The organism is Mesorhizobium sp. CNPSo 4671 (assembly GCF_057784245.1).
Genome location: NZ_JBWLUW010000008.1, coordinates 191,872 through 212,111, shown reverse-complemented (window position 1 = coordinate 212,111; position 20,240 = coordinate 191,872). Strand labels below are relative to the sequence as shown.

The following is a 20,240-nucleotide window of genomic DNA, read 5'->3' as shown; positions in this document are numbered from 1 at the left end:
TCCGGAGGTGAGTTCGCTCAATCCCCGGCGACGAAAAATGTCCACTGCCCGGCGGGCGTGATGCCGACGCGGTAGAAGATGTACGCACCGAACTGCTTCATGTCGTCGAAATCGCCGGCGGTGACAATTTTGAACAGTTCGACCCGCTGTTTGGCGTCAAGCTTGTCCAGCGGCAGCGCGAAGAAATACGGCCAGACATAGAGTTCCTGCGGTGTTCCGGCGTCGATATGGACATAGCCGGCACTGAGCACTTCCTCCAGGATGGCCAGGATTTCCTGGCCGTCAGGGTCGCCGGACAGGCCTTTGAGGAAAGCGATGGCGTCGCCATCGATATCGGCCAGTGACAGCTGGGTCATGCTGTCGCCCTTGCCGATCAAGGGCCGGAGCTTTTCGATGTCGCCGCTCTTGCAGGCTTCGATGATCAGGTCATGCATGCGCCGCACGGGCTCGGGCAGCTTGCCAAGATCGTAGACCACCTCGGGCAAGGGCGCCTCGGGATCGACACGCGGCCTGTTGGTGCCGCCATCGGACGGACTGTCAGGCTCCGCGGCGTCCGGAGCGGCCGGCTGCTGGCCTGTCGAAGGCGGCGTGCCCATTGGGTCAGGCATGGGAATCGCGCCGCCGGGCGAAACGTCGTCATTCGTCGACGGTGCGACAGGTGAGGGAAGCTCTTCGCGTTGGATCTCGCTCAGCGCATAGGCTGGGCTGCTTGCCAGGCACGTTACAAAGGCAATCGCGGCACTGCATGTGGCGAGGCGGATGTAGAGGACCAGGCCCTTCGGCCCGCCTGACATCGGAAAATTCACTGCCCGTATCTCCTTGGCTCCCGGGCATGATGCCCAAACGGCACTCGATCGTCAAAGAACCGGATATCGGTTCAGTGCCGCAGCCGCTCAGGTTCGAAGGCGCCAGCAATCACCTTTTCACGCATGCGGTCGAGCAGGGCAAGGGCCGAGGTCTCGCCGTTGGCGCGCAGCATTTCACCGAATGCGGTCTCGAGCGCCGCCTCGGCAATGATTTCGGGCTCTATGCCCGCCGACAGACCCTCCGCCCACGCCTCGCTGTGGCTCTCCACCGCCGTCAGGCGCTTTTCTTCCCTGACCAGGGCGTCGATGTCGTTGGCAGCATGTTCCATAAGCGATGTCCACCCTTTCAAGCGGCGATCCGCCAGTGCGGATCAGGCTTGATCTGTTCCGTTTGCGCTCAGCCTCGAAGTAAGTATCTGTAAATATGACATTTTTTTGATCGTCTTTTACAGCAGGCGGCTGTGTTTGGCGAAGCTGCGTTTCAACCCGGATCAAACTTAGCCGATTAGACCGGCCTGCGGGGCGAAAACCTTCAGTTTGAGTTAATTCCGCATTCTTGCGCTAACGTTTCATTAACGTTGTTGCAGAAGTGCAACATCAGGATTGCACCAAGACATCGACTGGTACAAGCCGGATTTGTCCGACATGCCCAGCGACGGCTAGGATATCTGTTGATGGATGCCTAGTTTCCGTAGCGCGAGGCGATATCGCGCGACAGCGTCTCGCCTTCCTTCATGTAGCGGCTGATGGCCTCGGTGGCCGAGGCGGTGCACTGCGTATAGGTGCCGCCGAAGGAACGATAGCCGCGATTGAAGCTGGCGATGAAGCGGGCGCGCCGTTCGGGGTCCGGATTTTCCGAATCGAGCAGTTTTTCCATCTCGCCACGCCACTGGTCGCCCTTCTCGCCGCACAGATTGCGCAGGAAATGCAGCGAGCCCAGAACCTCCGCCAGCCGCATCAGTCCCGGCTCGAACGGCGACTCGGCACTGAACGCCGGCCGCACGGCCACGGCCGTACTGACGGCAAGGCATAAAGCGACAAGAAGAGGAGCGCGGCTCATAAGTCTATGTGGCCAAACAATTTGTCGCCTGCAAGGCGTTTCCGGCGCGCCAGTTGGGGAATTCAGCGGCTTTCAGGAGAACCAGCAGGTCGGCCAAGCAGATCTTCCGCCACCGCGAACACCGAACCGGCAAGCGGCAGCGCCGCCATCTCGTTGAGCGTATAGAAAGCGGCTGTCTCGGCATCGTCGCTGGCCATGGCCTCGCCACCGGCATAGGCCGCGCCGAAGACCGTAAGGCGGTAATCGACAGGATGGGAATCGTCCCTGCCGTCGATATGGATTTCCCGAAGCGGGCGAAAACCGGTGGCACGCAAACCTGTCTCTTCCAGCAGCTCTCGCTTCGCGGCATCCTCCAGCGTCTCGCCGGCCTCGACCTTGCCGCCGGGAAAGGCATAGAGCCCTTGCGATGGTTGCCGCGCCCGCTTGACCAACAGCACGGTGTTGCCACGCACCACCGCTACCGAGACTGCCGGCAGTGTCTTTCGTTGTTCGTTCATGGCTCCCAACCGTTCGAACGCCGCAGCCCGTTGTGGACGGTCGTTGCCGGACAGCTTTAGCGGTTGCAGTGCGGCTGTTCCATCGCCACTTTCTGCCGGAACCATTCGAAGGCAGGAGCAATCGATCATGTGCGGACGTTTTGCCTTGACCGCCACACCGGATCAGACCGCTGCCTTTCTGGGCTTGGCCGAGCTTGAGGATTTCCCGGCACGCTACAACATCGCGCCGACGCAGCCGGTGCTGATGGCGACCGCGGGCGCGCCGCGCGCGCCCGGCTCCAATCTGCCCGACCGCCAGCCGATGCTGGTGCGCTGGGGGCTCATTCCCGCTTGGGTCAAGGATACGAGGGAGTTTCCGCTGCTGTTCAACGCACGCTCGGAAGGCGCAATCGAAAAGGCCTCGTTCAAGGCCGCGATGCGCCATCGCCGCGCATTGGTGCCGGCATCCGGCTTTTATGAGTGGCGGCAGACCGGGGGCAAGAAGGGGCAGTCCTACTGGATCCGGCCCAGGCATGGCGGCCTGGTCGCCTTTGCCGGCCTGATCGAGACCTATGCCGAGCCGGGCGGTTCGGAAATGGACACCGGCGCCATCCTGACGGTCAACGCCAATGCCGACATCGCCCATATCCACGATCGGATGCCGGTGGTGATCGATCCCAGGGATTTCGCCCGCTGGCTGGATTGCCGTACGCTCGAGCCACGCGATGTCGCCGACCTGTTGCGGCCGGCGCAACTCGATTTCTTCGAGGCTGTCCCTGTCTCCGACCTCGTCAACAAGGTTGCCAACACTGGACCGGAGATTCAGGCGAGGGGCGAGATCGGGCCAGAGCCCGAGAAGGCCAGGCGCCAGAAGCCTGGCGCCGACGACAGTCAGATGACGTTGTTCTAGCTGAGCCTGTTATCTGGAGGCGTATATGAGCGCCTCATCGGCGCCTTTGGCGCCGGTCGCGCACCGCTTCAGGCAGCGCGGGGCGATACGATCTTCGGTGCCGGCTTCTTCTTCTTGGCGGTGTGGAGAAGGGCGGCGACGATCGCGGCCGGGCCGATTGCGCGATAGTGGCTGGCCAGCGCCGGTTGCTTGGCGCGGGTGGCGTCTTGCTTGCTTCGAGGCATGTTTCTCTTCCCAGGTAACGTTTTCGTGTTCGCGTTTGGCCGTTGAATCCGACCAAATCGTGACGGTTGGTGATCTAGCCGGCGAATGTTTCATGACTGTGCCGACATGTTTAATAAAATGTTTCACTGCCTGATTCCGCGTGATCGGGCGACGCGTTTGCCAATCTTTACGGCGTTTTTCTCGGAAGCAGCGACTTGACGGCAACACTGGTCGAGGCGATAAAGCCGCCCATGAAAACGTCTTTCGCCATTTGTGGCATTTGCATTATTGGCTAGCCTCGCGCTGGTCCGGACGTTTTCGCCTCATCTTTCCCCAGATTGGACAAACGCCCCGGCCAGCAGGCTGGAGTCTGATTTGCGCCTCGGCGCGCGGTTGGCTCCATCCAGATAAGAAGTTCTGAACCGGGAAGGCATGGAATGTCTGACGCATCGCAGGGCCTGCGCCTCTACAACACACTGACGCGCACGAAGGAGAGTTTCGTTCCGATCGATGCGCTGAACGTGCGCATGTATGTCTGCGGCCCGACCGTCTACGACTTCGCGCATATCGGCAATGCCAGGCCGGTCATCGTCTTCGACGTGCTGTTCCGCTTGCTGCGCCATGTCTATGGCGAGACGCATGTCACCTATGTGCGCAACATCACCGACGTCGACGACAAGATCAACGCGCGCGCGCTCCGCGATTTCGGTGGCGAGATATCAGCCGGAAAACTGTCGCTCAACGAAGCGATCCGGCGGGTGACCGAAAAGACCGCCGACCAGTTCCACAGGGATGTCGCCACGCTCGGCTGCCTGGAGCCGACGGTCGAACCGCGCGCCACCGAATTCGTCGAGCCTCGCGCCGACGGCAAGGCCGACATGATCACCTTGATTCAAAGCCTGATCAAACGCGGTCATGCCTATGTCGCGGCAGGCGAAGTTCTGTTCGACACCGCGTCGATGCCGGACTACGGCCAATTGTCGAAGCGCAATCTCGACGAACAGCAGGCCGGCGCCCGCATCGCTGTCGATGCCCACAAGAAGAACCCTGGCGATTTCGTGCTGTGGAAGCTGTCGTCACCGGAAGAGCCGGGCTGGGAAAGTCCGTGGGGCAGGGGTCGGCCGGGCTGGCATATCGAATGCTCGGCGATGTCGGCCGCCTATCTCGGCGAAGTCTTCGACATTCATGGCGGCGGCCTCGACCTGATCTTCCCGCATCATGAGAATGAGATCGCCCAGTCGCGCTGCGCCCACGGCACGTCAGTCATGGCCAATGTCTGGATGCACAATGGCTTCCTCCAGGTCGAGGGGCAGAAGATGTCGAAGAGCCTCGGCAATTTCTACTCGATCCATGAGTTGCTGGAGACCGAGACCTTCGGCGGCCGCAGCTGGCCGGGCGAGGTGCTGCGGCTGGCGATGCTGATGACGCACTACCGCGAGCCGATCGACTTCTCCGTGCGCAAGCTGGAGGAGGCGGAGAACACGCTGCGCAAATGGAAACGCGCGGCGGATCTGGCGCCGGCTGCCGGGCAACTGCCGGCGCAGGTGGTCGATGCCTTGTCGGACGATCTCGCCACCTATGCCGCGTTCCAGATTTTGACGCAGATGGCCAGCGAGGCAGCGGACGGCAACGAGGCCGCCGCTGCGCTGAAGGCGTCGCTGCAATTCCTCGGCTTCGATGTCGCCTCGGCAGAGGTGGATGAGGCAGCGGTCGCCACGGCTATCGCCGACCGCCTGGCGCTGATCGCGGCCAAGAACTGGGCCGAGGCCGATCGGGTTAGGGATGAGCTTCTGGCGCAGGGCGTGCAGCTGAAGGACGGCAAGGATCCGGTGACCGGCGAGCGCGTCACGAGCTGGGAGGTTAAGCGGTGAGGTTGGAGGCTTGGACCGCAGGATTGGAGAGGACGGTGCGAGGCGCCCCCCTCTGTCCTGCCGGACATCTCCCCCTCAAGGGGGGAGATTGGCTGTCCCAGCCGCCTTCGCCAATCATCAACGCTGATGGTGGGCCGCGGTTCGCGAAGCTGCTGATCTCCCCCCTTGAGGGGGAGATGCCCGGCAGGGCAGAGAGGGGGGCCTCGCAATGACCCATCATCGGGTATCTCCCATCAATCGCGGCAATGCGCGCAAGATGCGCAGGGTCATGGCCGATGCCGAGCTGAAGCTTTGGAATGAGATACGCGCACACCGACTCATGGGGCTGGCGTTTCGACGTCAAATGCCGATAGCCGGCTTCATCGTCGACTTTGCTTGCCCCAACAAGAAGCTAATCGTTGAGCTGGACGGTTCCCAGCATGCTTCTCATGAGATTTCGGCGTCCGATGCCGCGCGAACAGCCAAACATGAGGCGCTGGGCTGGACCATCCTGCGCTTCTGGAACGACGATGTGATCCGCGATATCGACAATGTCTGCCAGCACATCGTCATCGAGGCCGGCCTCGCCGGTGCCGAAGTGCCGGCGCATGAACCAGCAAGGGAGGCATTTCCATGATCGACCATCTCGGCATCGACGTTGCCGATTTCGACGCTTCGAAAGCCTTCTACGACAAGGCGATGGCGCCGCTGGGTGCCTCGCTGCTCTACATGGTGCCGCTGGAATATACCGGTGGCGCCAAGGTTGGTGGCTATGGCCGCGATCGGCCGGTATTCTGGCTGCAGGAAGGCAAGGAGGGTCAAAAGGCCCATCAGCACGTCGCCTTCACCGCGCGCAGCCGCGCCGAGGTCGATGCCTTCCATGCCGCGGCCCTTGCCGCCGGCGGCAGGGACAATGGCGCGCCGGGCCTGCGCCCGCACTATCATCCGAACTATTATGGCGCCTTCGTCTTCGATCCCGACGGCAACAATGTCGAGGCTGTCTGCCATGATCCGGAGTGAGACATGATGAGCCTCGACAACCGGCCGGTCTACACAGGCGGCTGCCAGTGCGGCGCGGTGCGCTTCCGCGTCGAGGGCACGCTTGGCGACGCCTCGATCTGCCACTGCCGCATGTGCCAGAAGGCGAGCGGCAACTTCTACCTGCCGCTGGTCTCCGTGCGCGGCGCCAAGGTTGACTGGACGCGCGGCGAGCCCAAGCGCTTCCGTTCCTCCAATGCCGCCTGGCGCGGCTTCTGCGCCGAATGCGGCACGCCCCTGACCTTCGAGGCGCCCGACGGCATGGCGCTGGCGATCGCCGCCTTCGACGATCCGGCTGGCATCGCGCCGACCATCCAGTGGGGCACGGAGGCGAAACTGCCTTATGTCGACACCATTCCGCAATTGCCCGGCGAGGACACGATGGCGGATATGGGGTCGGCCCCCTATCTCGCCGAGCTTGTCTCCTACCAGCATCCCGATCACGACACCGACCAATGGCCGCCGGAGGAAAGACCATGACCGAGACTGTCCGAACCGGCGGTTGCCAGTGCGGCGCCGTGCGCTTCCGCGTCAAGGGGGCGCTCGGGCGCCCGTCCATCTGCCATTGCCGCATGTGCCAGAAGCAGTTCGGTTCTTTCTTCGGCGCGCTCGTGACCGTGCCCAAGGATGGCGTCGAATGGACGCATGAGGAACCGAGCTATTTCCAGTCGTCGGTCAACATCGATCGCGGCTTCTGCGCCCGCTGCGGAACGCCGTTGACCTACCGCCAGCCCGGCGGGCTGGAGATCGCCATCGGCGCCTTCGACGACCGCTCGGATCTGACGCCGAAAATCCAGGTCAACTATGCGGCCCGGCTGCCCTGGGTGGAAAAAATCTTCGAGGCGCCGATCCATGACGACCGCGACTATTACGCAAGGCAGGAGCAGATCATCTCCTTCCAGCACCCCGATCACGAAACGGCCAACTGGCCGCAACAGGGCCTGAAACTATGACTGTTCACAGCACTTCCTTGCGCACCCTCTACCCGGAGATTGAACCGTTCGACTCGGGCATGCTCGATGTCGGCGACGGCCACATGGTCTATTGGGAGCGTTCCGGTACCAAAGGAGCCAAGCCGGCGGTGTTCCTGCATGGCGGACCGGGCGGCACCATCTCGCCAAAACACCGGCGGCTGTTCGACCCGAAACTCTACGATGTCATCCTGTTCGATCAGCGCGGCTGCGGAAAATCGACGCCCAACGCCTCGCTGGAGGCCAACACGACCTGGCATCTCGTCGCCGACATCGAACGGCTGCGCGAGATGGCCGGCTTCGACACATGGCTGGTGTTCGGCGGCTCCTGGGGCTCGACGCTGGCGCTCGCCTACGCCGAGACGCATCCTGACCGCGTCAGCGAGCTGGTGGTGCGCGGCATCTACACGCTGACCCGCGCCGAGCTCGAATGGTACTATCAGTTCGGCGTCTCCGAGATGTTTCCCGACAAGTGGGAGCGTTTCCTGGCGCCGATCCCGGAAGCCGAGCGCGGCGACATGATGGCCGCCTATCGCAAGCGGCTGGTCGGCTCCGACCGCAAGGCGCAGATCGAGGCGGCTCGCGCCTGGAGCCTCTGGGAAGGCGAGACGATCACGCTGCTGCCGGAGCCTGAAACCAGCGGGCCGTTTGGGCAGGATGACTATGCCGTCGCCTTCGCCCGCATCGAGAACCACTATTTCGTCCACGCCGGCTGGCTGGAGGAGGGGCAGCTTTTGCGCGATGCGCATAAGCTCAAGAACATTCCCGGCACCATCGTCCACGGACGCTACGACATGCCGTGCCCGGCACGTTATGCCTGGGCGCTGCACAAGGCCTGGCCGAAGGCCGACTTCCACCTGATCGAAGGCGCCGGCCACGCCTATTCGGAACCCGGCATCCTCGACCGGCTGATCCGCGCGACGGACAAATTTGCAGGCAAATGACCATGACCCGCGAGCGCCTCTATCTCTTCGACACGACACTGCGCGATGGCCAGCAGACGCCGGGCATCGACTTTTCGGTCGAGGACAAGATCGCGATTGCAAAACTGCTCGACGAATTCGGCATGGATTATGTCGAAGGCGGCTATCCCGGCGCCAACCCGACCGACACGGCCTTCTTTCAGCAGAAACGCACGGCACGCGCCAAATTCGTCGCCTTCGGCATGACCAAGCGGGCAGGGGTCTCCGCGTCCAATGATCCGGGCCTCGCGGCGCTTGTGCAGTCGAAGTCGGACGCCATCTGCTTCGTCGCCAAGAGCTGGGACTACCACGTCCGCGTGGCGCTCGGCTGCACCAACGAGGAGAATCTGGAGTCGATCAAGACTTCGGTCGAAACCGCTGTCGCTTCCGGCAAGGAAGCGATGGTCGACTGCGAGCATTTCTTCGATGGCTTCAAGGCCAATCCGGACTATGCGCTTGCCTGCGCGAAGACCGCATACGATGCCGGCGCGCGCTGGGTGGTGTTGTGCGACACCAATGGCGGCACGCAGCCTTCGGAAGTGCGCGCCATCGTCGGCAAAGTCATCGCCTCGGGTATTCCGGGCAATCATCTGGGCATCCACGCTCATGACGACACCGGCCAGGCGGTCGCCAATTCGCTGGCCGCGGTCGAGGCCGGCGTGCGGCAGGTCCAGGGCACGCTGAACGGCATCGGCGAGCGCTGCGGCAACGCCAATCTGATCTCGATCGTGCCGACGCTGGCGCTGAAGCCGGCCTTCGCCGATCGCTTTGTATCAGGCATTTCGGCGGAGGCGCTGACCGGCATTTCGCGTCTGTCGCGTGCCTTCGACGAGCTCTTGAACCGTGCCCCGGAAGCGCAGGCGCCCTATGTCGGCGCCTCGGCTTTCGCCACCAAGGCCGGCATCCATGCCTCCGCATTGGCCAAGGAACCGGCGACCTATGAGCATGTGCCGCCGGAATCCGTCGGCAACCGCCGCCGTGTCATGGTTTCCGACCAGGGCGGCAAAGCCAATTTCCTCGCCGAGTTGAAGCGGCGCGGCATCGAGGTGCCCAGGGACGATCACCGGCTCGATGCGCTGATCGCGGTCGTCAAGGAACGCGAGGCCGAGGGCTATGCCTATGAGGGCGCCGATGCGTCCTTCGAGCTCTTGGCGCGCAAAATGCTGCACGGCCTGCCGGAATTCTTCAACGTCACCTCATTCCGCTGCATGGTCGAGCGCCGCTTCGACGCCAACGGCAATCTTAAGACCGTCTCCGAGGCCATCGTGAAGGTCGAGGTCGACGGTGAGGAGAAGATGTCAGTCGCGGAAGGCCATGGTCCGGTCAACGCGCTCGACATCGCGCTGCGCAAGGATCTCGGCAAATATCAGAGCGAGATCGTCGACCTCGAGCTCGCCGACTTCAAGGTGCGTATCCTCAATGGCGGCACCGAGGCCATCACCCGCGTTCTGATCGAATCGCATGACGGCACCGGCGCGCGCTGGTGGACGGTCGGCGTGTCGGAAAACATCATCGACGCGTCATTCCAGGCCTTGATGGATTCGATCATCTACAAGCTGATGAAGAACCGCGAGATGGCAGGGCTGGTGGCGGCGGAGTAGGCACGTGGGCTTCTCGATAAGCTGGTTTGGCTTTCGCGGTTACGGGATCAAGGAAGCCGCAGCCTTGTTCGGTAGGGAAGTCGGTGGTTCGTCGGAAGATTTCGATGCCACGGTCAACGCTTATGGCAGCGAAAAGAATTGGGCGATTATCATCCTGGGCTACTGCAGCTTTCCCAATCCTCCTGACAGCTATCTGTCGGCGTTCTCGCAAGGTAGGGAAATGGTCGTCGTGCACATTGAAGAACATACTATGTTCGCTCGCGCCGAATTCTGGAGCAGCGGAAAGAACATCTGGAGGGTATGGCATAGCGGCGACCAAAACGTCAGCGACCTTCATACCACTGGCGACCTTCCGACATCCTTCGAAGCCGTAAGGCAGGCGGCCTTTTCAAAACAGGATAAAGAAGATTCCGAACGCCCCGGAGTCGACTTCGTTTTCGACATTCCTCTCGATCTTGCGGCAGAGTTGACGGGTTTCAGACATGATGAGGGCGCGCCCGACCGGGTCTTCTTTGAGCTTGTCGAGAAGCCGGTCCAGAAATGAGCTGATAAGTTTGCTGCCATAGCTCTCGGGGACGCAGTTCTTCGAAGGCGGCAGGTTGAACCATCAGCGAAAGTCCATTGATCCATCAGAACTTTGCGATGGTCTTGCCAAGTTTACTGGGCCATAGCGTTGGGCCATGGTCACTGAAGCAATTGCCCTGGACGCAGATTCAAAGGCCCGTCGCGGCTTCCTGCTCGCATTGGGTGCCTATCTCTTGTGGGGATTGCTGCCTTTCTACATGAAGGCGGTCGCGCATCTGCCGCTTGCCGAGGTGATCGCCCACCGCATCGTCTGGTCCGTGCCGATCGCCGCGGCGGTTCTGGTCTGGGTCGGCCGTACGGCGGACTTCAAGGCGGCCATTCGCTCGCCCCGCACCATCGCCATGGCGGCGCTGACGGCGGCGCTGATCTCGGTCAACTGGGGCATCTACGTCTGGGCGATCGCGGTCGACCGCACCGTCGAGACTGCGCTTGGCTATTACATCAACCCGCTGGTGGTGGTCGTGGTCGGAGCCGTGCTGCTGGGCGAAAAGCTCGACCGGTTGCAGATCGCGGCGGTTGCGCTTGCGGCGGTCGCCGTCACGCTGCTGACGATCGAAGGTGGCAAGCTGCCTTGGGTGTCGCTGGCGCTGGCGTTTTCCTTCGCCGCCTACGGCTTCTTCCGCAAGACGCTGCCGATCGGCCCGAGCCAAGGCTTTCTGCTCGAAGTGCTTTTGCTGTCCGTGCCGGCTCTCGGCTACATCATCTACCTGATCACGACCGGGCAGGACCACATAGTATCCAGCACCGGCACCGACACGGCGTTGCTGATCGGCTGTGGTCCGGTCACATCGGTGCCGCTGCTTCTGTTTGCGTTCGGCGCCAAGCTTTTGCGCCTCTCCACCATCGGCATCATGCAATACATCGCGCCGACAATGGTTTTCCTGATCGCGGTTTTGATTTTCAACGAGCCGTTCGGCACGGCACAGGCCGTTGCCTTTGCCCTGATCTGGGCAGCCCTGGCGATGTATTCCTGGTCTATGTTGACGAGCGCACGGCGGGCGGCTCGATAGGGATCTTCGCATTTTGGCGCAAAGATACCAGGTGCGCTACAATCCCCGGCCAAGCCGCCTGACGAACAGATAGGTGGCCGCGGCGATAGCCACCGACACCGCTGTCACCACCCAGAAGCCCACTGGCGTGTCGACCAGCGGCAGCCCGCCGACATTCATGCCGAACAGGCCCGATATGATGGTCATCGGCAGCAGCACCGCTGTCATGACCGAAAGAATGTAGAGCAGCTGGTTCGACTGCATTGTCAGTTTCGCCATTAGCTCGTCCTGCAACAACCTCGTGCGCGCCTGCAACTGCTCGCCGTCATGGTAAAGCGTCTGCGCCCGGTGCGAGAGCCGGGCGGCCATATCGTTGATCGGGTCAGGCAACTCGTCGCGATGCGAATGGTCGAGATGCCGAAACAGATTGGTGAGCGTCGCCATTTGCCGATGGATCACCACCAGTTGTCGGCGCGCCTCGACCAGCGCTTGCCGCTCATTGTGCCATGCGTCGCGCACGACGCGATCCTCGATGCCGTCGAGCGTGTCGCCGAGCTTGCCGAGCTCGGCCGACATGCCGTCGAGCGACTGGCCTGTGACCGCCTCGATCAGGTCCGCCGGCGAGCGGAATTTCCGTGATCCATTTTCCACCACCTTGCGGACTGCGTCGACCGACTCCAACGGTTGCTTGCGGGCGCCGATCAGCATCGTGTCGTTGAAGGCAAAACGGAAATGGACGAGCCCCCGCGCCTCCGAAAAATCGTGCTTGAGGTCCGGCAGGTCGCCATAGAGCCAGCCATCCTCATAGTCGATGTGGCAACCATGGCTGGGCGCCAGGAAAGCATCGCGCGCCGGGGTCGGCAGAGCCTTCTCGGCGCTGATCTCCTGGCGAGCGTGGAGGTCGGTGATCTGGTAGCTGCGCCAGGTCCATCGCGCCTGCGCAAGGTCCTTGGTGCGGGAGCCGTCGGCTGTGAAATGATAGGTAAAGAACAGCCCATGCTCATCGGGCAGATAGGGCGACAGGTCGGTGCCTTCCGGGACGAGGGCGGTATCCATGGGCAGTGCCAAATGCAGGTTTCAATACGCCGCCGCATTGGCGGTCGCCTGGCCGCAATTTCTAGCACGTGCGAACCCGGTTCCGTGTGACGGTTTCTTGACAGCCGATCACAGTGTGTCGAGCAGGGAGAGGATCGATGCACCAGTTGCCGTCATCTTCGACGCTTGGATGGACTTCGCATCCACCGCAACGGGGCTGTAAGTCGTCGCCAACTGGGTGACGCGAGCAGTGCGTCGCGCTCGGCAAGAAGGTTGTCTCGATCATGCACCAATGCGTTCCGTTCGAGGCCGAGCTCACGATAGGCGCGGTTGATTGTGTCGCGCTCGCCGCGCAAATGGTCGGCCTCGGCCGCCGCCGCGGCGCCCACGACATCGCAGGCGTCATCGAATTTCGCCCGCATCAGGTCCAGCTCATCGCGCAATTCCAGGCTGTCGCCGTCGTCCGCCATGGCACATAGAATGTCGTAGGCAGCGCGGATCAGCGGTGTCATATCCGGATGATTCTGCAGGTCCCCGACCGTTGCCCGTTCATGATGCAGGTTCGCTGTCAGGAAACGCCCTATCTCGGTCTCCGCCTGGTCTAAGGGTGTCGGCCAGACGATGCCGGTCTTCTCCGCCGCGCGCTCGACATGATATCGCCAGTCGATCAGGAATTGTTCGTGGCGAATGAAACAACGTGGCATGTGCCGCGAATGATATTCCGCATCGAGCAGGTGCCTCAGCCAGAGCAAAAGCGATTTTGCCAGCGGCAATCCATCCCGCCGCTCCAGCGAATAGGCGACCTCGAGAGGGTTGCGGAGCGGGAGCAAGGCCACCGGGTCGGTCTCCATCTCGGCAAGAATCGACGACATGAACGGAACGAACCGGCAGATCCTGGGATCCTTGACGAAAAACAGCAGCTCATCGCCGTACTCGCTTGCAAGGATCGCCTTGATCTTGTGGTGGTGACGCTCCGCCGCCAGCGATTGCAGCCATTGCGGATCGAGTGGCCGCCAGTCATGCCACGAGGAGGCTGCCGCTGTGAGCAGCTCGTCGTTGGCGAAATTGAGCGGGGTGCTTTCCCAATATCCCCGGGGATTGTTGCGGTCCGCGCGCAGTGGTTTTTTGGGGCGGGCCGATCCCAATGCGGCGATGGTGCCGGCAAGCATCGAGGTCCCGCTGCGGTGCATTCCAAGCACCAGGATCGCTTTTCTGCGGGAACGGCGCGGGCGGTCGGGCATCGGCGCGGCCTGTGGCGGCTGTTGCCGCAATGGCAGCCGGGCTTCGAGCCATTCGGCTATTCCCGCGGGCAGGGCCAGCGTTCCGTCCAGAAGCGGGTTCGCGGCAGCCGACTCCTCGTTGAACAGTCCATGATAGTGAATATGGACCAGCCGGGCCGGATCAGGCGCCGTGGCCGGGTTGAAGTTATGAAGCGGAAAATTATGCGTGGCCGGCAAAAGCCGCACGGAATGGTTGCCGGCAGTGGCCGCCAGTGAGAAGGCAGCCTGGCTCGTGCCCCAGAAGGCGGTGGCCCCTCCCTGCAAAATGCCTGTTCCGGTGCTGTAGGTTGGCTCGGCTCCGGCCCATGGCTTCATATTGGCCGCCACCAGCTTCCTGAAGATGTCTTCGGTGCGCTGAAAGAGGCCGCTCGTCCTTTTTGCGGCGATGAGCCCGCCATTGTAGCTGGCGCGCACCGCCAGGCCGTCGACGCTCGTGCGCACGATGGGCAGGTGCTCGTAGTCGACACCGGCAAGGGCGCATAGCTGTCGCCAATAAGCGTCGAATGGGTCACCAGGACCGGTCGTGCACATGCCCTTGCTGTCCACCGGGCGGGCAGCGGCGGAGCATGTACCCAAAGAAAAGTCGGGCTCGGCTATGAATATCGCATCGCTATCAAGCTGGATGATGACCGGCGGCCCGGACCGTCTCTCGGCATGAGCAAGGGAATGTATCCGGTATGAGGTGCCATATTGGGGACAGCAGCTGTCGACCTCGATTGGCAGATAGTCGACGCCGAGTTGCCCGAACCGGTCTATCGTCGACGGCGAGGGACGACGGCTGCTTCTGGGCGAAACCGCCGTTATCCGGGATCGGGAATAAGAGCCGGCGAAACATCTTATGCTTTCGCACAGCAGCAGGGCCTGCGCTTCAAGAATGCCCGCCTCGGCAATCAGCACGAACTCGACGTCGTTTTCAGATTCGTTGTCTTTGGCTTCGGCGACGGGTTCTTGGCGCGGGACAGGAGACGGAATTGCCGGGCGCTCATTCCTGGCGACGCCGATCTTCTGGATGATGACTTGCTCTCCTCGGCACAGCTCGCGGTATTGGCCAGCATGTACCGACAGGAAACTGTCGATCCCGAGCTTTGGACGCTCGACCTCGTCAGCAAAGAACGTCCATTCGTAATCGTCGAAAATGACGATCCCGCCGTCTCGAACCATCGGCCAGGAGAACACGGCATCCGACTGGACATCGGCGCTGTGATGGCTGCCGTCGACATAGACGAGGTCGAAACGTCGCTCGTCGGTGATAAGGCGGGCCAATGCCTGGGACGAGGGACTTTTGATCTTCTCGATCCGTTTGCCGAACGCGGCGAGATTGCTGTCGAAGCGTTGCTCGACATGCGCAAGCTGGTCGCTCCATTTCTGCCGCGAGGTGTGTTCGGGACTGCCACCGAATGTATCGATGCATGTCAGCCGGCATTTGCCGAAATAGTTGAGAAAGAAGATCGCCGAACGGCCCTCCCAGGAGCCGATCTCGAGGACATCGAGAGGCTCGTCGCGGCGCGACTGGAGCAGTGTGGCCCAGAGGGGAAAGAAGCGCGAAGTCCAGTCGGTCGAAAGGCTTTTGCCTGCAAACCAAGCAGAATAATCAAGGTCCATAATTCTCACTCTTTACGGCAGACGGCACCTTTCGGTTTCCAGAAATCTGTTCCTCGTCAATTGGTGCAGTATCAGTTCAACTGCCTCTCTTGGGCAACCACGCCTTGAGCCCGATCGCCAGTCGCTTCGTCACCGCACCGGCTACGGTTCGCCAGTCGAGCGGCCAGCACAGATAGCAGATGCGCAGCATCCCGGTGAAACCCGGCAGCGGGCTGGCCAGCATGCGCGCGACGATGGCATGGGCCAGCTGCCTTGCCGCAACCGCATCCTCCGTGCGCCTGAAGGGCCGCGACGCTGCAAGGAAAGCCTTGAATACGCCAAGCAACTTGCCGTAGGCGGCGGCGCGTCGGTCGACGGCGATCACGTGCCCGCGGATGAACTGGGTGAGGTCCTGGGCGAAAGCATCGTCATAGAGGTCATAGGTCAAGCCGAGGCGCGCCCATGATGCCTGGCGGATCGGATGCGTGCGATTACGGGCATTCGTTGCGTTTGTCGCGGTCAGCCCAAGTGCGTTCAGCCGGTAGCGCGTCAGCGGTTCGGCAAGATTTCGCGCCCGGCACAAAGGCAGCATGTCGAACCACAGATAGTGGTCCTGCGAAACCAGTTCATCGATCCTGTAGCGCCCGGCGGCCTCGAAGCAGCCGCGGCGGTAGGCGACCGTGGAATGGTAGAAGGGATTGTGGAACAGGATTGTCCAGCGGATCTCCAGATCCGTCTCGGGCATATGCTGCGCACCGACGACACGGTCGGCCTCGTCGATCAGCGTCACAGCGTGTCCGACGAGGCCAAGTTCGCTGTCCTCGTCCAATGCCGCGACCAGTCGCCCGACATGCGCTGGCTCGGCGATATCGTCCGCGTCGAGGCGCAGGATGATCTCGCCTCGGGCCGCCTCGATGCCGCGGTTGGCGGCGGCGGCAGTGCCGAGATTGGTCGGATTGATGACCAGCCGGATGCGCGGATCGCGACGCGCCAGTTCCTGGAAGACCGCGTCCTGGCCCGTTCCGTCATCGACAATGATGAGTTCGAGATCGTTGAAATCCTGGGTCAGGATGCTGTTGACCGCGGCATCGAGAAAGCGCTGGTCCGTATAGACGGTCATGACGACGGAAGCGCGTGGAACACGATCCGCGTCGCCGCCTGTTCTGTCCGCCACCGTTCAATCCCCCTTGCGCATCTCCCCGATAGCCAACCATGAGATTCGCCGCAAATGGAAATCGCCGGAGCGTCCGTGAGGCTCTGAATTGCCGCCCGGGCCGCGGCCGGCGGTGAGCGCCGCCGACCGAGCCGTCCGATGTGGTTCAGCGCTTCGGCCCAAACCCGGGATAGGGGTTGAGCGGCACGATCGCGGCGATGTCCATCATGCCGGCCTTGATCAGCGGCAAAGTGGCGAGATGGCCGCGCACTTCGGCGTCGTCGGCGGCCTCGAACATCAGGCCGCTGCCGGGAATGTCGCCACGGTTCCAGACCTGGCGCACCGCGCCTTCGGCGTAGAGCGCGCGCCGCTGCTCGGCCTCGCCGGGCAGAAGCGGTGCGAAGTCGGCGTCGCCAAACTTTTCTGTGTTGCGGGTGAGAAGGGCGAAGAACTGCATGTCGGTCTCCTTGGTTGGGATGGCCGACTATCCCTTCTGGCTGGTTAGACTGTCCAAGACTGATTAGGCTAAAGTTGAGACCTGTTGGGACGTAAGCCTGGGATAAAATGTTCGACCTGCGCCAGCTCCGCTACTTCGTCACCGTCGCCGAGACCGGCAATGTCGGCCGTGCGGCCGAACTGCTGCACATTTCGCAGTCGCCGCTCAGCCGGCAGATCATGCAGCTCGAGCAGCAGCTGGGCGTTGCGCTGTTCGAACGGGCAAAGCAGCGGGTCCATCTCAATGCCGAGGGCCGCGCCTTCCTCACCGAAGCCCGCGCGCTGCTTGCCAATGCGCGACGCGTGGAGGAGTTCGGCCGCAACCTCGCCAGCGGCGCCGTCGGCCGTCTCGCCATCGGTTATGTCGAGGGCGCGGTGCATGCCGGCCTGATCGGCGGCATGCTCAGGCAATTCCGTCGCGAGCGGCCGCAATTGCATCTCAGCCTGATGAGCCTGCGCTCTGCCGCGCAGTTGGAGGGGCTGCGCCAGCGCACGCTCGATCTCGGCCTGATCTATTCGCCGCCGCCGGCCGATTATCCCGAAATTGCTTCGATTCTAGCTCGCCGCGAACCGCTGGTGCTGGCGATCCCAGAGGGCGATGCGCTCACCGCTCTTGCCGACATCCGCCCGCATCATCTCGACGGCCGCACCTGGGTAACCGTGGTGCGCCAGCCCGCCGACACCAACCGTGGCCAGTTCCTGGCCGCTTGCATCGAGGCCGGCTTCGTGCCCGACATCGCCTATGAGACGGCCGATCCCTTGACCTCGCTCGGCCTGGTCAGCGCCGGACTGGGCCTGGCGACGGTGCAGGAGAGCCTGCGAAGCGCCGCGCCGCCGGGAATCGTCTTCCGCGACCTTCCCTGGTTCAAGCGCAGCGTAGCGATCCATCTCGCCTGGCGGCGGCAGGATCGGCGGGCGGTGATTGCGGATTTGCGGAAGGCAGTAGGGCAGTAGGGCAGTAGGCAAGCCTTATCCCTACATTTTGTCGATCACCGACTGCATGCCCTCGGTCGGCGCGTCGACGGAGGAGCCTGCCACCATAATGGCGGCGACGATGGCTTCCGGATCGTTGATCACCAATGGCTGAACGCGTTTTGCAGTATGGATGAAGCCCTCTGCCGCCATGTGATCAAGCAACGACAGCATCGGGTCCCAGAATCCATTGATATTGCCAAAGACGATCGGTTTGCGGTGATGGCCGAGCTGTCCCCAGGTCATGATCTCGACGATCTCCTCCACAGTGCCGATGCCACCAGGCAGCGCCACAAAGGCGTCGGATTTCTCGAACATTCTGTGCTTGCGCTCGTGCATGTTGTCGGTGATGAGGAGTTCATCGAGCCGGTCGAGCGCGGTTTCCGTTGCTTCCTTGTTGATGAGGAAGCGGGGAATGATGCCTGTCACCTTGCCGCCGGCCTTGAGCGCGCCTTCGGCGACTGCGCCCATAATGCCTTTGGTGCCGCCGCCATAAACCAGCCGCAGGCCCGCTCTGGCAATTGAGCGCCCAAGCAGGTGTCCGGCCTTCGCATAGATTTCATCGCGGCCCGGAGACGAGCCGCAATAGACGCAGACGGATCGAATCGTGTTCATACGGATGATTGGTGATTGGGTCTGAAAGCGTGGTCAAGCCCCGGGGTGGGCTTTTTCTTGTCGGCTTTGGCAAAACACGCTAGACCGGCGTTAGGTGGCTAAGGGGTAGGGAAATATGGCAATTAATCCATTGAAGGCGTTCCTGTTCGCGGCGGGTGGGACCGTCGCGGCCGCGGGAACGGCTTATGTATCGGGCGCACTCGACCCATATCTTCATCCAACGCCGCCGGCGCAGGTTGCGGCCTTGACGCCACCAGAGGCGCCGAAACCGGCTGATCCCGGCACGGAAGGGCGGCTGCCTGCGCCTGCGGTGCCGGCTGCTCCCGCCGCGGCGCCCCAGACGGCGGCTCCGGCAGCACCTGCGACAGAGGCTCCAGCAGCGCCCTCAACCGATGCGGCGGCTCCGGCGGCACCAGCTGCGGCCGGCCCGATCGCGCCGACTTTCGATGTCGTGCGCGTCGAGAGCAATGGCTCGATCGTCATTGCCGGAAATGCAACGCCCAATTCAAAGGTCGAGATCCTCAGCGGCACGACTGTGCTTGGTTCGACCGTGGCGGGGCCCGATGGCGCTTTCGTCATCGTGCTCGACGATCCGCTGAAGCCGGGCGATTACACAATTGCCCTGCGTTCGGCAGTCGGCACGGTGGTGACCGTCTCGGTGCAGACCGCCGTTGTTTCGGTTCCCAAGAATGCCGCCGGCCAGGTGCTGGCCATGGTCGAGGAGCCGGGCAAGCCGGCCGAACTGCTGACGGTTCCCGCGCCCGAGACCAAACCGGCAGCCCCTGCTACCGGCGACCAGGCTGCCGCACCGGCTGCCCCGGCGCCAGCTCCGGCCGCCGAAGCGCCCGCGACTGCTGCTCCGGCGCCTTCCGCACCGGCTCCGGCCGTCGTCGAGACGGCACCGGCCCCGGCCGCTCCGGCAACATCGCCCGCGGCAGCCGTCGCCGAACCCAAGATCGTCGTCGAGGCGGTCGAGATCGACGGCAACAAGATCTTTGTCGCCGGCCTCGCCGATCCGGGCCGCAAGGTGCGTGCCTATGCCAACGACATCCTGCTCGGTGACGCGCAGACATCGCCGGATGGTCATTTCCTCGTCGAAGCGAAGCGCGACATTCCGGTCGGCAGCTACACCATCCATGTCGACGGCCTCGATGCCGACGGCGTGAAGGTTGTGGCCCGCGCCGCCGTGCCATTCGAGCGTGAGCCGGGTGAAGCAGTCGCCGCCGTAGCACCGGCCGAGACCAAGCCTGCAGAGACCAAGCCGGCCGCACCTGCAGCCGCCGAAGTGCCTGCCGCTCCAGCTCCTGTGGCACCGGCGACCCCGGCTGCGCCCGCCGAGACTCCGGCCGTTGTCGCTGCGACCACGCCGCCAGGCGACGTGCCGGAGGTTGTGTCGCCCAAGCTCGAACATGCCGACGGCGCCGTCATCATCCGCCGCAACGACACGTTGTGGCAGATCTCGCGGCGCGTTTACGGCCACGGCGTGCGCTATTCGACCATCTACCTCGCCAACCAGGACCAGATCAGGGATCCCGATCGCATCTGGCCCGGGCAGGTGTTCAAGGTGCCGGAAAAGTCCAAGGAAGGCGAAGCCGCCGACCTCAAGGCAATGGGCGAGCAGGCAACGACGGCGCCGGCCAAGACGCAGTAGAGGCCC

General features: G+C 62.8%; 22 protein-coding genes. 12 read left to right on the top strand and 10 right to left on the bottom strand.

Features of this window, described 5'->3' with window-relative positions; all coding sequences use genetic code 11:
* Nucleotides 1-17: 17 nt before the first annotated feature.
* From AC04SF_RS22935 to AC04SF_RS22920, 4 genes are all read right to left on the bottom strand, one after another.
* Complete coding sequence (locus AC04SF_RS22935) at nt 18-806, bottom strand: hypothetical protein (RefSeq protein WP_488479634.1); 789 nt, start codon at nt 804-806, stop codon at nt 18-20.
* Nucleotides 807-877: 71 nt separating this feature from the next.
* A complete protein-coding gene (locus AC04SF_RS22930; protein WP_015318556.1) occupies nt 878-1,135 on the bottom strand; it encodes a hypothetical protein in 258 nt (85 codons plus the stop codon).
* A 353-nt stretch (nt 1,136-1,488) separates the two neighbouring features.
* Entirely contained in the window at nt 1,489-1,866 is a 378-nt protein-coding gene (locus AC04SF_RS22925) for a TIGR02301 family protein (RefSeq protein ID WP_140768500.1), read from the bottom strand.
* Nucleotides 1,867-1,928: 62 nt separating this feature from the next.
* Nucleotides 1,929-2,363, bottom strand: a complete 435-nt coding sequence (locus AC04SF_RS22920; RefSeq protein ID WP_488479633.1) for an NUDIX hydrolase — start codon at nt 2,361-2,363, stop codon at nt 1,929-1,931.
* Nucleotides 2,364-2,490: 127 nt separating this feature from the next.
* Between AC04SF_RS22920 and AC04SF_RS22915 the strand changes: the two genes are divergently transcribed.
* Nucleotides 2,491-3,252: an SOS response-associated peptidase gene (locus AC04SF_RS22915; RefSeq protein ID WP_488479632.1), complete on the top strand. Its 762-nt coding sequence runs from the start codon at nt 2,491-2,493 to the stop codon at nt 3,250-3,252.
* 68 nt (nt 3,253-3,320) lie between these two features.
* Here the strand turns inward: AC04SF_RS22915 and AC04SF_RS22910 are convergent, their stop codons facing one another.
* A complete protein-coding gene (locus AC04SF_RS22910) occupies nt 3,321-3,476 on the bottom strand; it encodes a hypothetical protein (protein WP_488479631.1) in 156 nt (51 codons plus the stop codon).
* A gap of 417 nt (nt 3,477-3,893) precedes the next feature.
* Here AC04SF_RS22910 and cysS point away from each other — a divergent pair, with 417 nt between their 5' ends.
* From cysS to rarD, 9 genes are all read left to right on the top strand, one after another.
* The gene (gene cysS, locus AC04SF_RS22905; RefSeq protein ID WP_488479630.1) at nt 3,894-5,327 is read left to right on the top strand and encodes a cysteine--tRNA ligase; all 1,434 of its coding nucleotides are present in this window, start codon (nt 3,894-3,896) and stop codon (nt 5,325-5,327) included.
* 208 nt (nt 5,328-5,535) lie between these two features.
* Nucleotides 5,536-5,943, top strand: coding sequence for an endonuclease domain-containing protein (locus tag AC04SF_RS22900; RefSeq protein ID WP_488479629.1), 408 nt, complete (start codon nt 5,536-5,538; stop codon nt 5,941-5,943).
* Nucleotides 5,940-6,326 (top strand): VOC family protein, encoded by a 387-nt coding sequence (locus AC04SF_RS22895; RefSeq protein ID WP_096456362.1) that lies wholly within the window; start codon nt 5,940-5,942, stop codon nt 6,324-6,326. The genes AC04SF_RS22900 and AC04SF_RS22895 overlap by 4 nt, the downstream gene beginning before the upstream one ends.
* 6 nt (nt 6,327-6,332) lie before the next feature.
* Nucleotides 6,333-6,824: a GFA family protein gene (locus tag AC04SF_RS22890; RefSeq protein ID WP_096459066.1), complete on the top strand. Its 492-nt coding sequence runs from the start codon at nt 6,333-6,335 to the stop codon at nt 6,822-6,824.
* Complete coding sequence (locus AC04SF_RS22885; RefSeq protein ID WP_488479628.1) at nt 6,821-7,297, top strand: GFA family protein; 477 nt, start codon at nt 6,821-6,823, stop codon at nt 7,295-7,297. Before AC04SF_RS22890 ends, AC04SF_RS22885 begins: the two co-directional genes overlap by 4 nt.
* Nucleotides 7,294-8,259 carry a prolyl aminopeptidase gene (gene pip, locus AC04SF_RS22880; protein WP_488479627.1) on the top strand — a complete coding sequence of 322 codons (966 nt, stop codon included), beginning with the start codon at nt 7,294-7,296 and terminating at the stop codon, nt 8,257-8,259. Before AC04SF_RS22885 ends, pip begins: the two co-directional genes overlap by 4 nt.
* Nucleotides 8,256-9,878, top strand: a complete 1,623-nt coding sequence (cimA, locus tag AC04SF_RS22875; RefSeq protein WP_488479626.1) for a citramalate synthase — start codon at nt 8,256-8,258, stop codon at nt 9,876-9,878. The genes pip and cimA overlap by 4 nt, the downstream gene beginning before the upstream one ends.
* 4 nt (nt 9,879-9,882) lie before the next feature.
* On the top strand, nt 9,883-10,422 hold the full coding sequence (locus tag AC04SF_RS22870; RefSeq protein ID WP_488479625.1) for a hypothetical protein: 540 nt from the start codon (nt 9,883-9,885) through the stop codon (nt 10,420-10,422).
* A 136-nt stretch (nt 10,423-10,558) separates the two neighbouring features.
* The gene (gene rarD / locus AC04SF_RS22865; protein WP_488479624.1) at nt 10,559-11,473 is read left to right on the top strand and encodes an EamA family transporter RarD; all 915 of its coding nucleotides are present in this window, start codon (nt 10,559-10,561) and stop codon (nt 11,471-11,473) included.
* A gap of 36 nt (nt 11,474-11,509) precedes the next feature.
* Here rarD and AC04SF_RS22860 read toward each other — a convergent pair whose 3' ends face one another.
* From AC04SF_RS22860 to AC04SF_RS22845, 4 genes are all read right to left on the bottom strand, one after another.
* Nucleotides 11,510-12,508: a transporter gene (locus AC04SF_RS22860; protein ID WP_488479623.1), complete on the bottom strand. Its 999-nt coding sequence runs from the start codon at nt 12,506-12,508 to the stop codon at nt 11,510-11,512.
* Between the two features lie 152 nt (nt 12,509-12,660).
* Nucleotides 12,661-15,369 (bottom strand): class I SAM-dependent methyltransferase, encoded by a 2,709-nt coding sequence (locus tag AC04SF_RS22855; RefSeq protein ID WP_488479622.1) that lies wholly within the window; start codon nt 15,367-15,369, stop codon nt 12,661-12,663.
* A 76-nt stretch (nt 15,370-15,445) separates the two neighbouring features.
* Nucleotides 15,446-16,522 carry a glycosyltransferase gene (locus tag AC04SF_RS22850; RefSeq protein ID WP_488479621.1) on the bottom strand — a complete coding sequence of 359 codons (1,077 nt, stop codon included), beginning with the start codon at nt 16,520-16,522 and terminating at the stop codon, nt 15,446-15,448.
* Between the two features lie 145 nt (nt 16,523-16,667).
* On the bottom strand, nt 16,668-16,958 hold the full coding sequence (locus AC04SF_RS22845) for a muconolactone Delta-isomerase family protein (RefSeq protein WP_096456380.1): 291 nt from the start codon (nt 16,956-16,958) through the stop codon (nt 16,668-16,670).
* A gap of 107 nt (nt 16,959-17,065) precedes the next feature.
* Here AC04SF_RS22845 and AC04SF_RS22840 point away from each other — a divergent pair, with 107 nt between their 5' ends.
* Nucleotides 17,066-17,950, top strand: coding sequence for a LysR substrate-binding domain-containing protein (locus tag AC04SF_RS22840; protein WP_202350745.1), 885 nt, complete (start codon nt 17,066-17,068; stop codon nt 17,948-17,950).
* A 21-nt stretch (nt 17,951-17,971) separates the two neighbouring features.
* On the opposite strand, the gene AC04SF_RS22835 is transcribed toward AC04SF_RS22840, so the two are convergent.
* Nucleotides 17,972-18,583: an LOG family protein gene (locus tag AC04SF_RS22835; RefSeq protein ID WP_096456384.1), complete on the bottom strand. Its 612-nt coding sequence runs from the start codon at nt 18,581-18,583 to the stop codon at nt 17,972-17,974.
* A gap of 115 nt (nt 18,584-18,698) precedes the next feature.
* On the opposite strand from AC04SF_RS22835, the gene AC04SF_RS22830 reads away from it, so the two are divergent.
* Nucleotides 18,699-20,234: a LysM peptidoglycan-binding domain-containing protein gene (locus tag AC04SF_RS22830; RefSeq protein WP_488479620.1), complete on the top strand. Its 1,536-nt coding sequence runs from the start codon at nt 18,699-18,701 to the stop codon at nt 20,232-20,234.
* Nucleotides 20,235-20,240 lie beyond the last annotated feature (6 nt).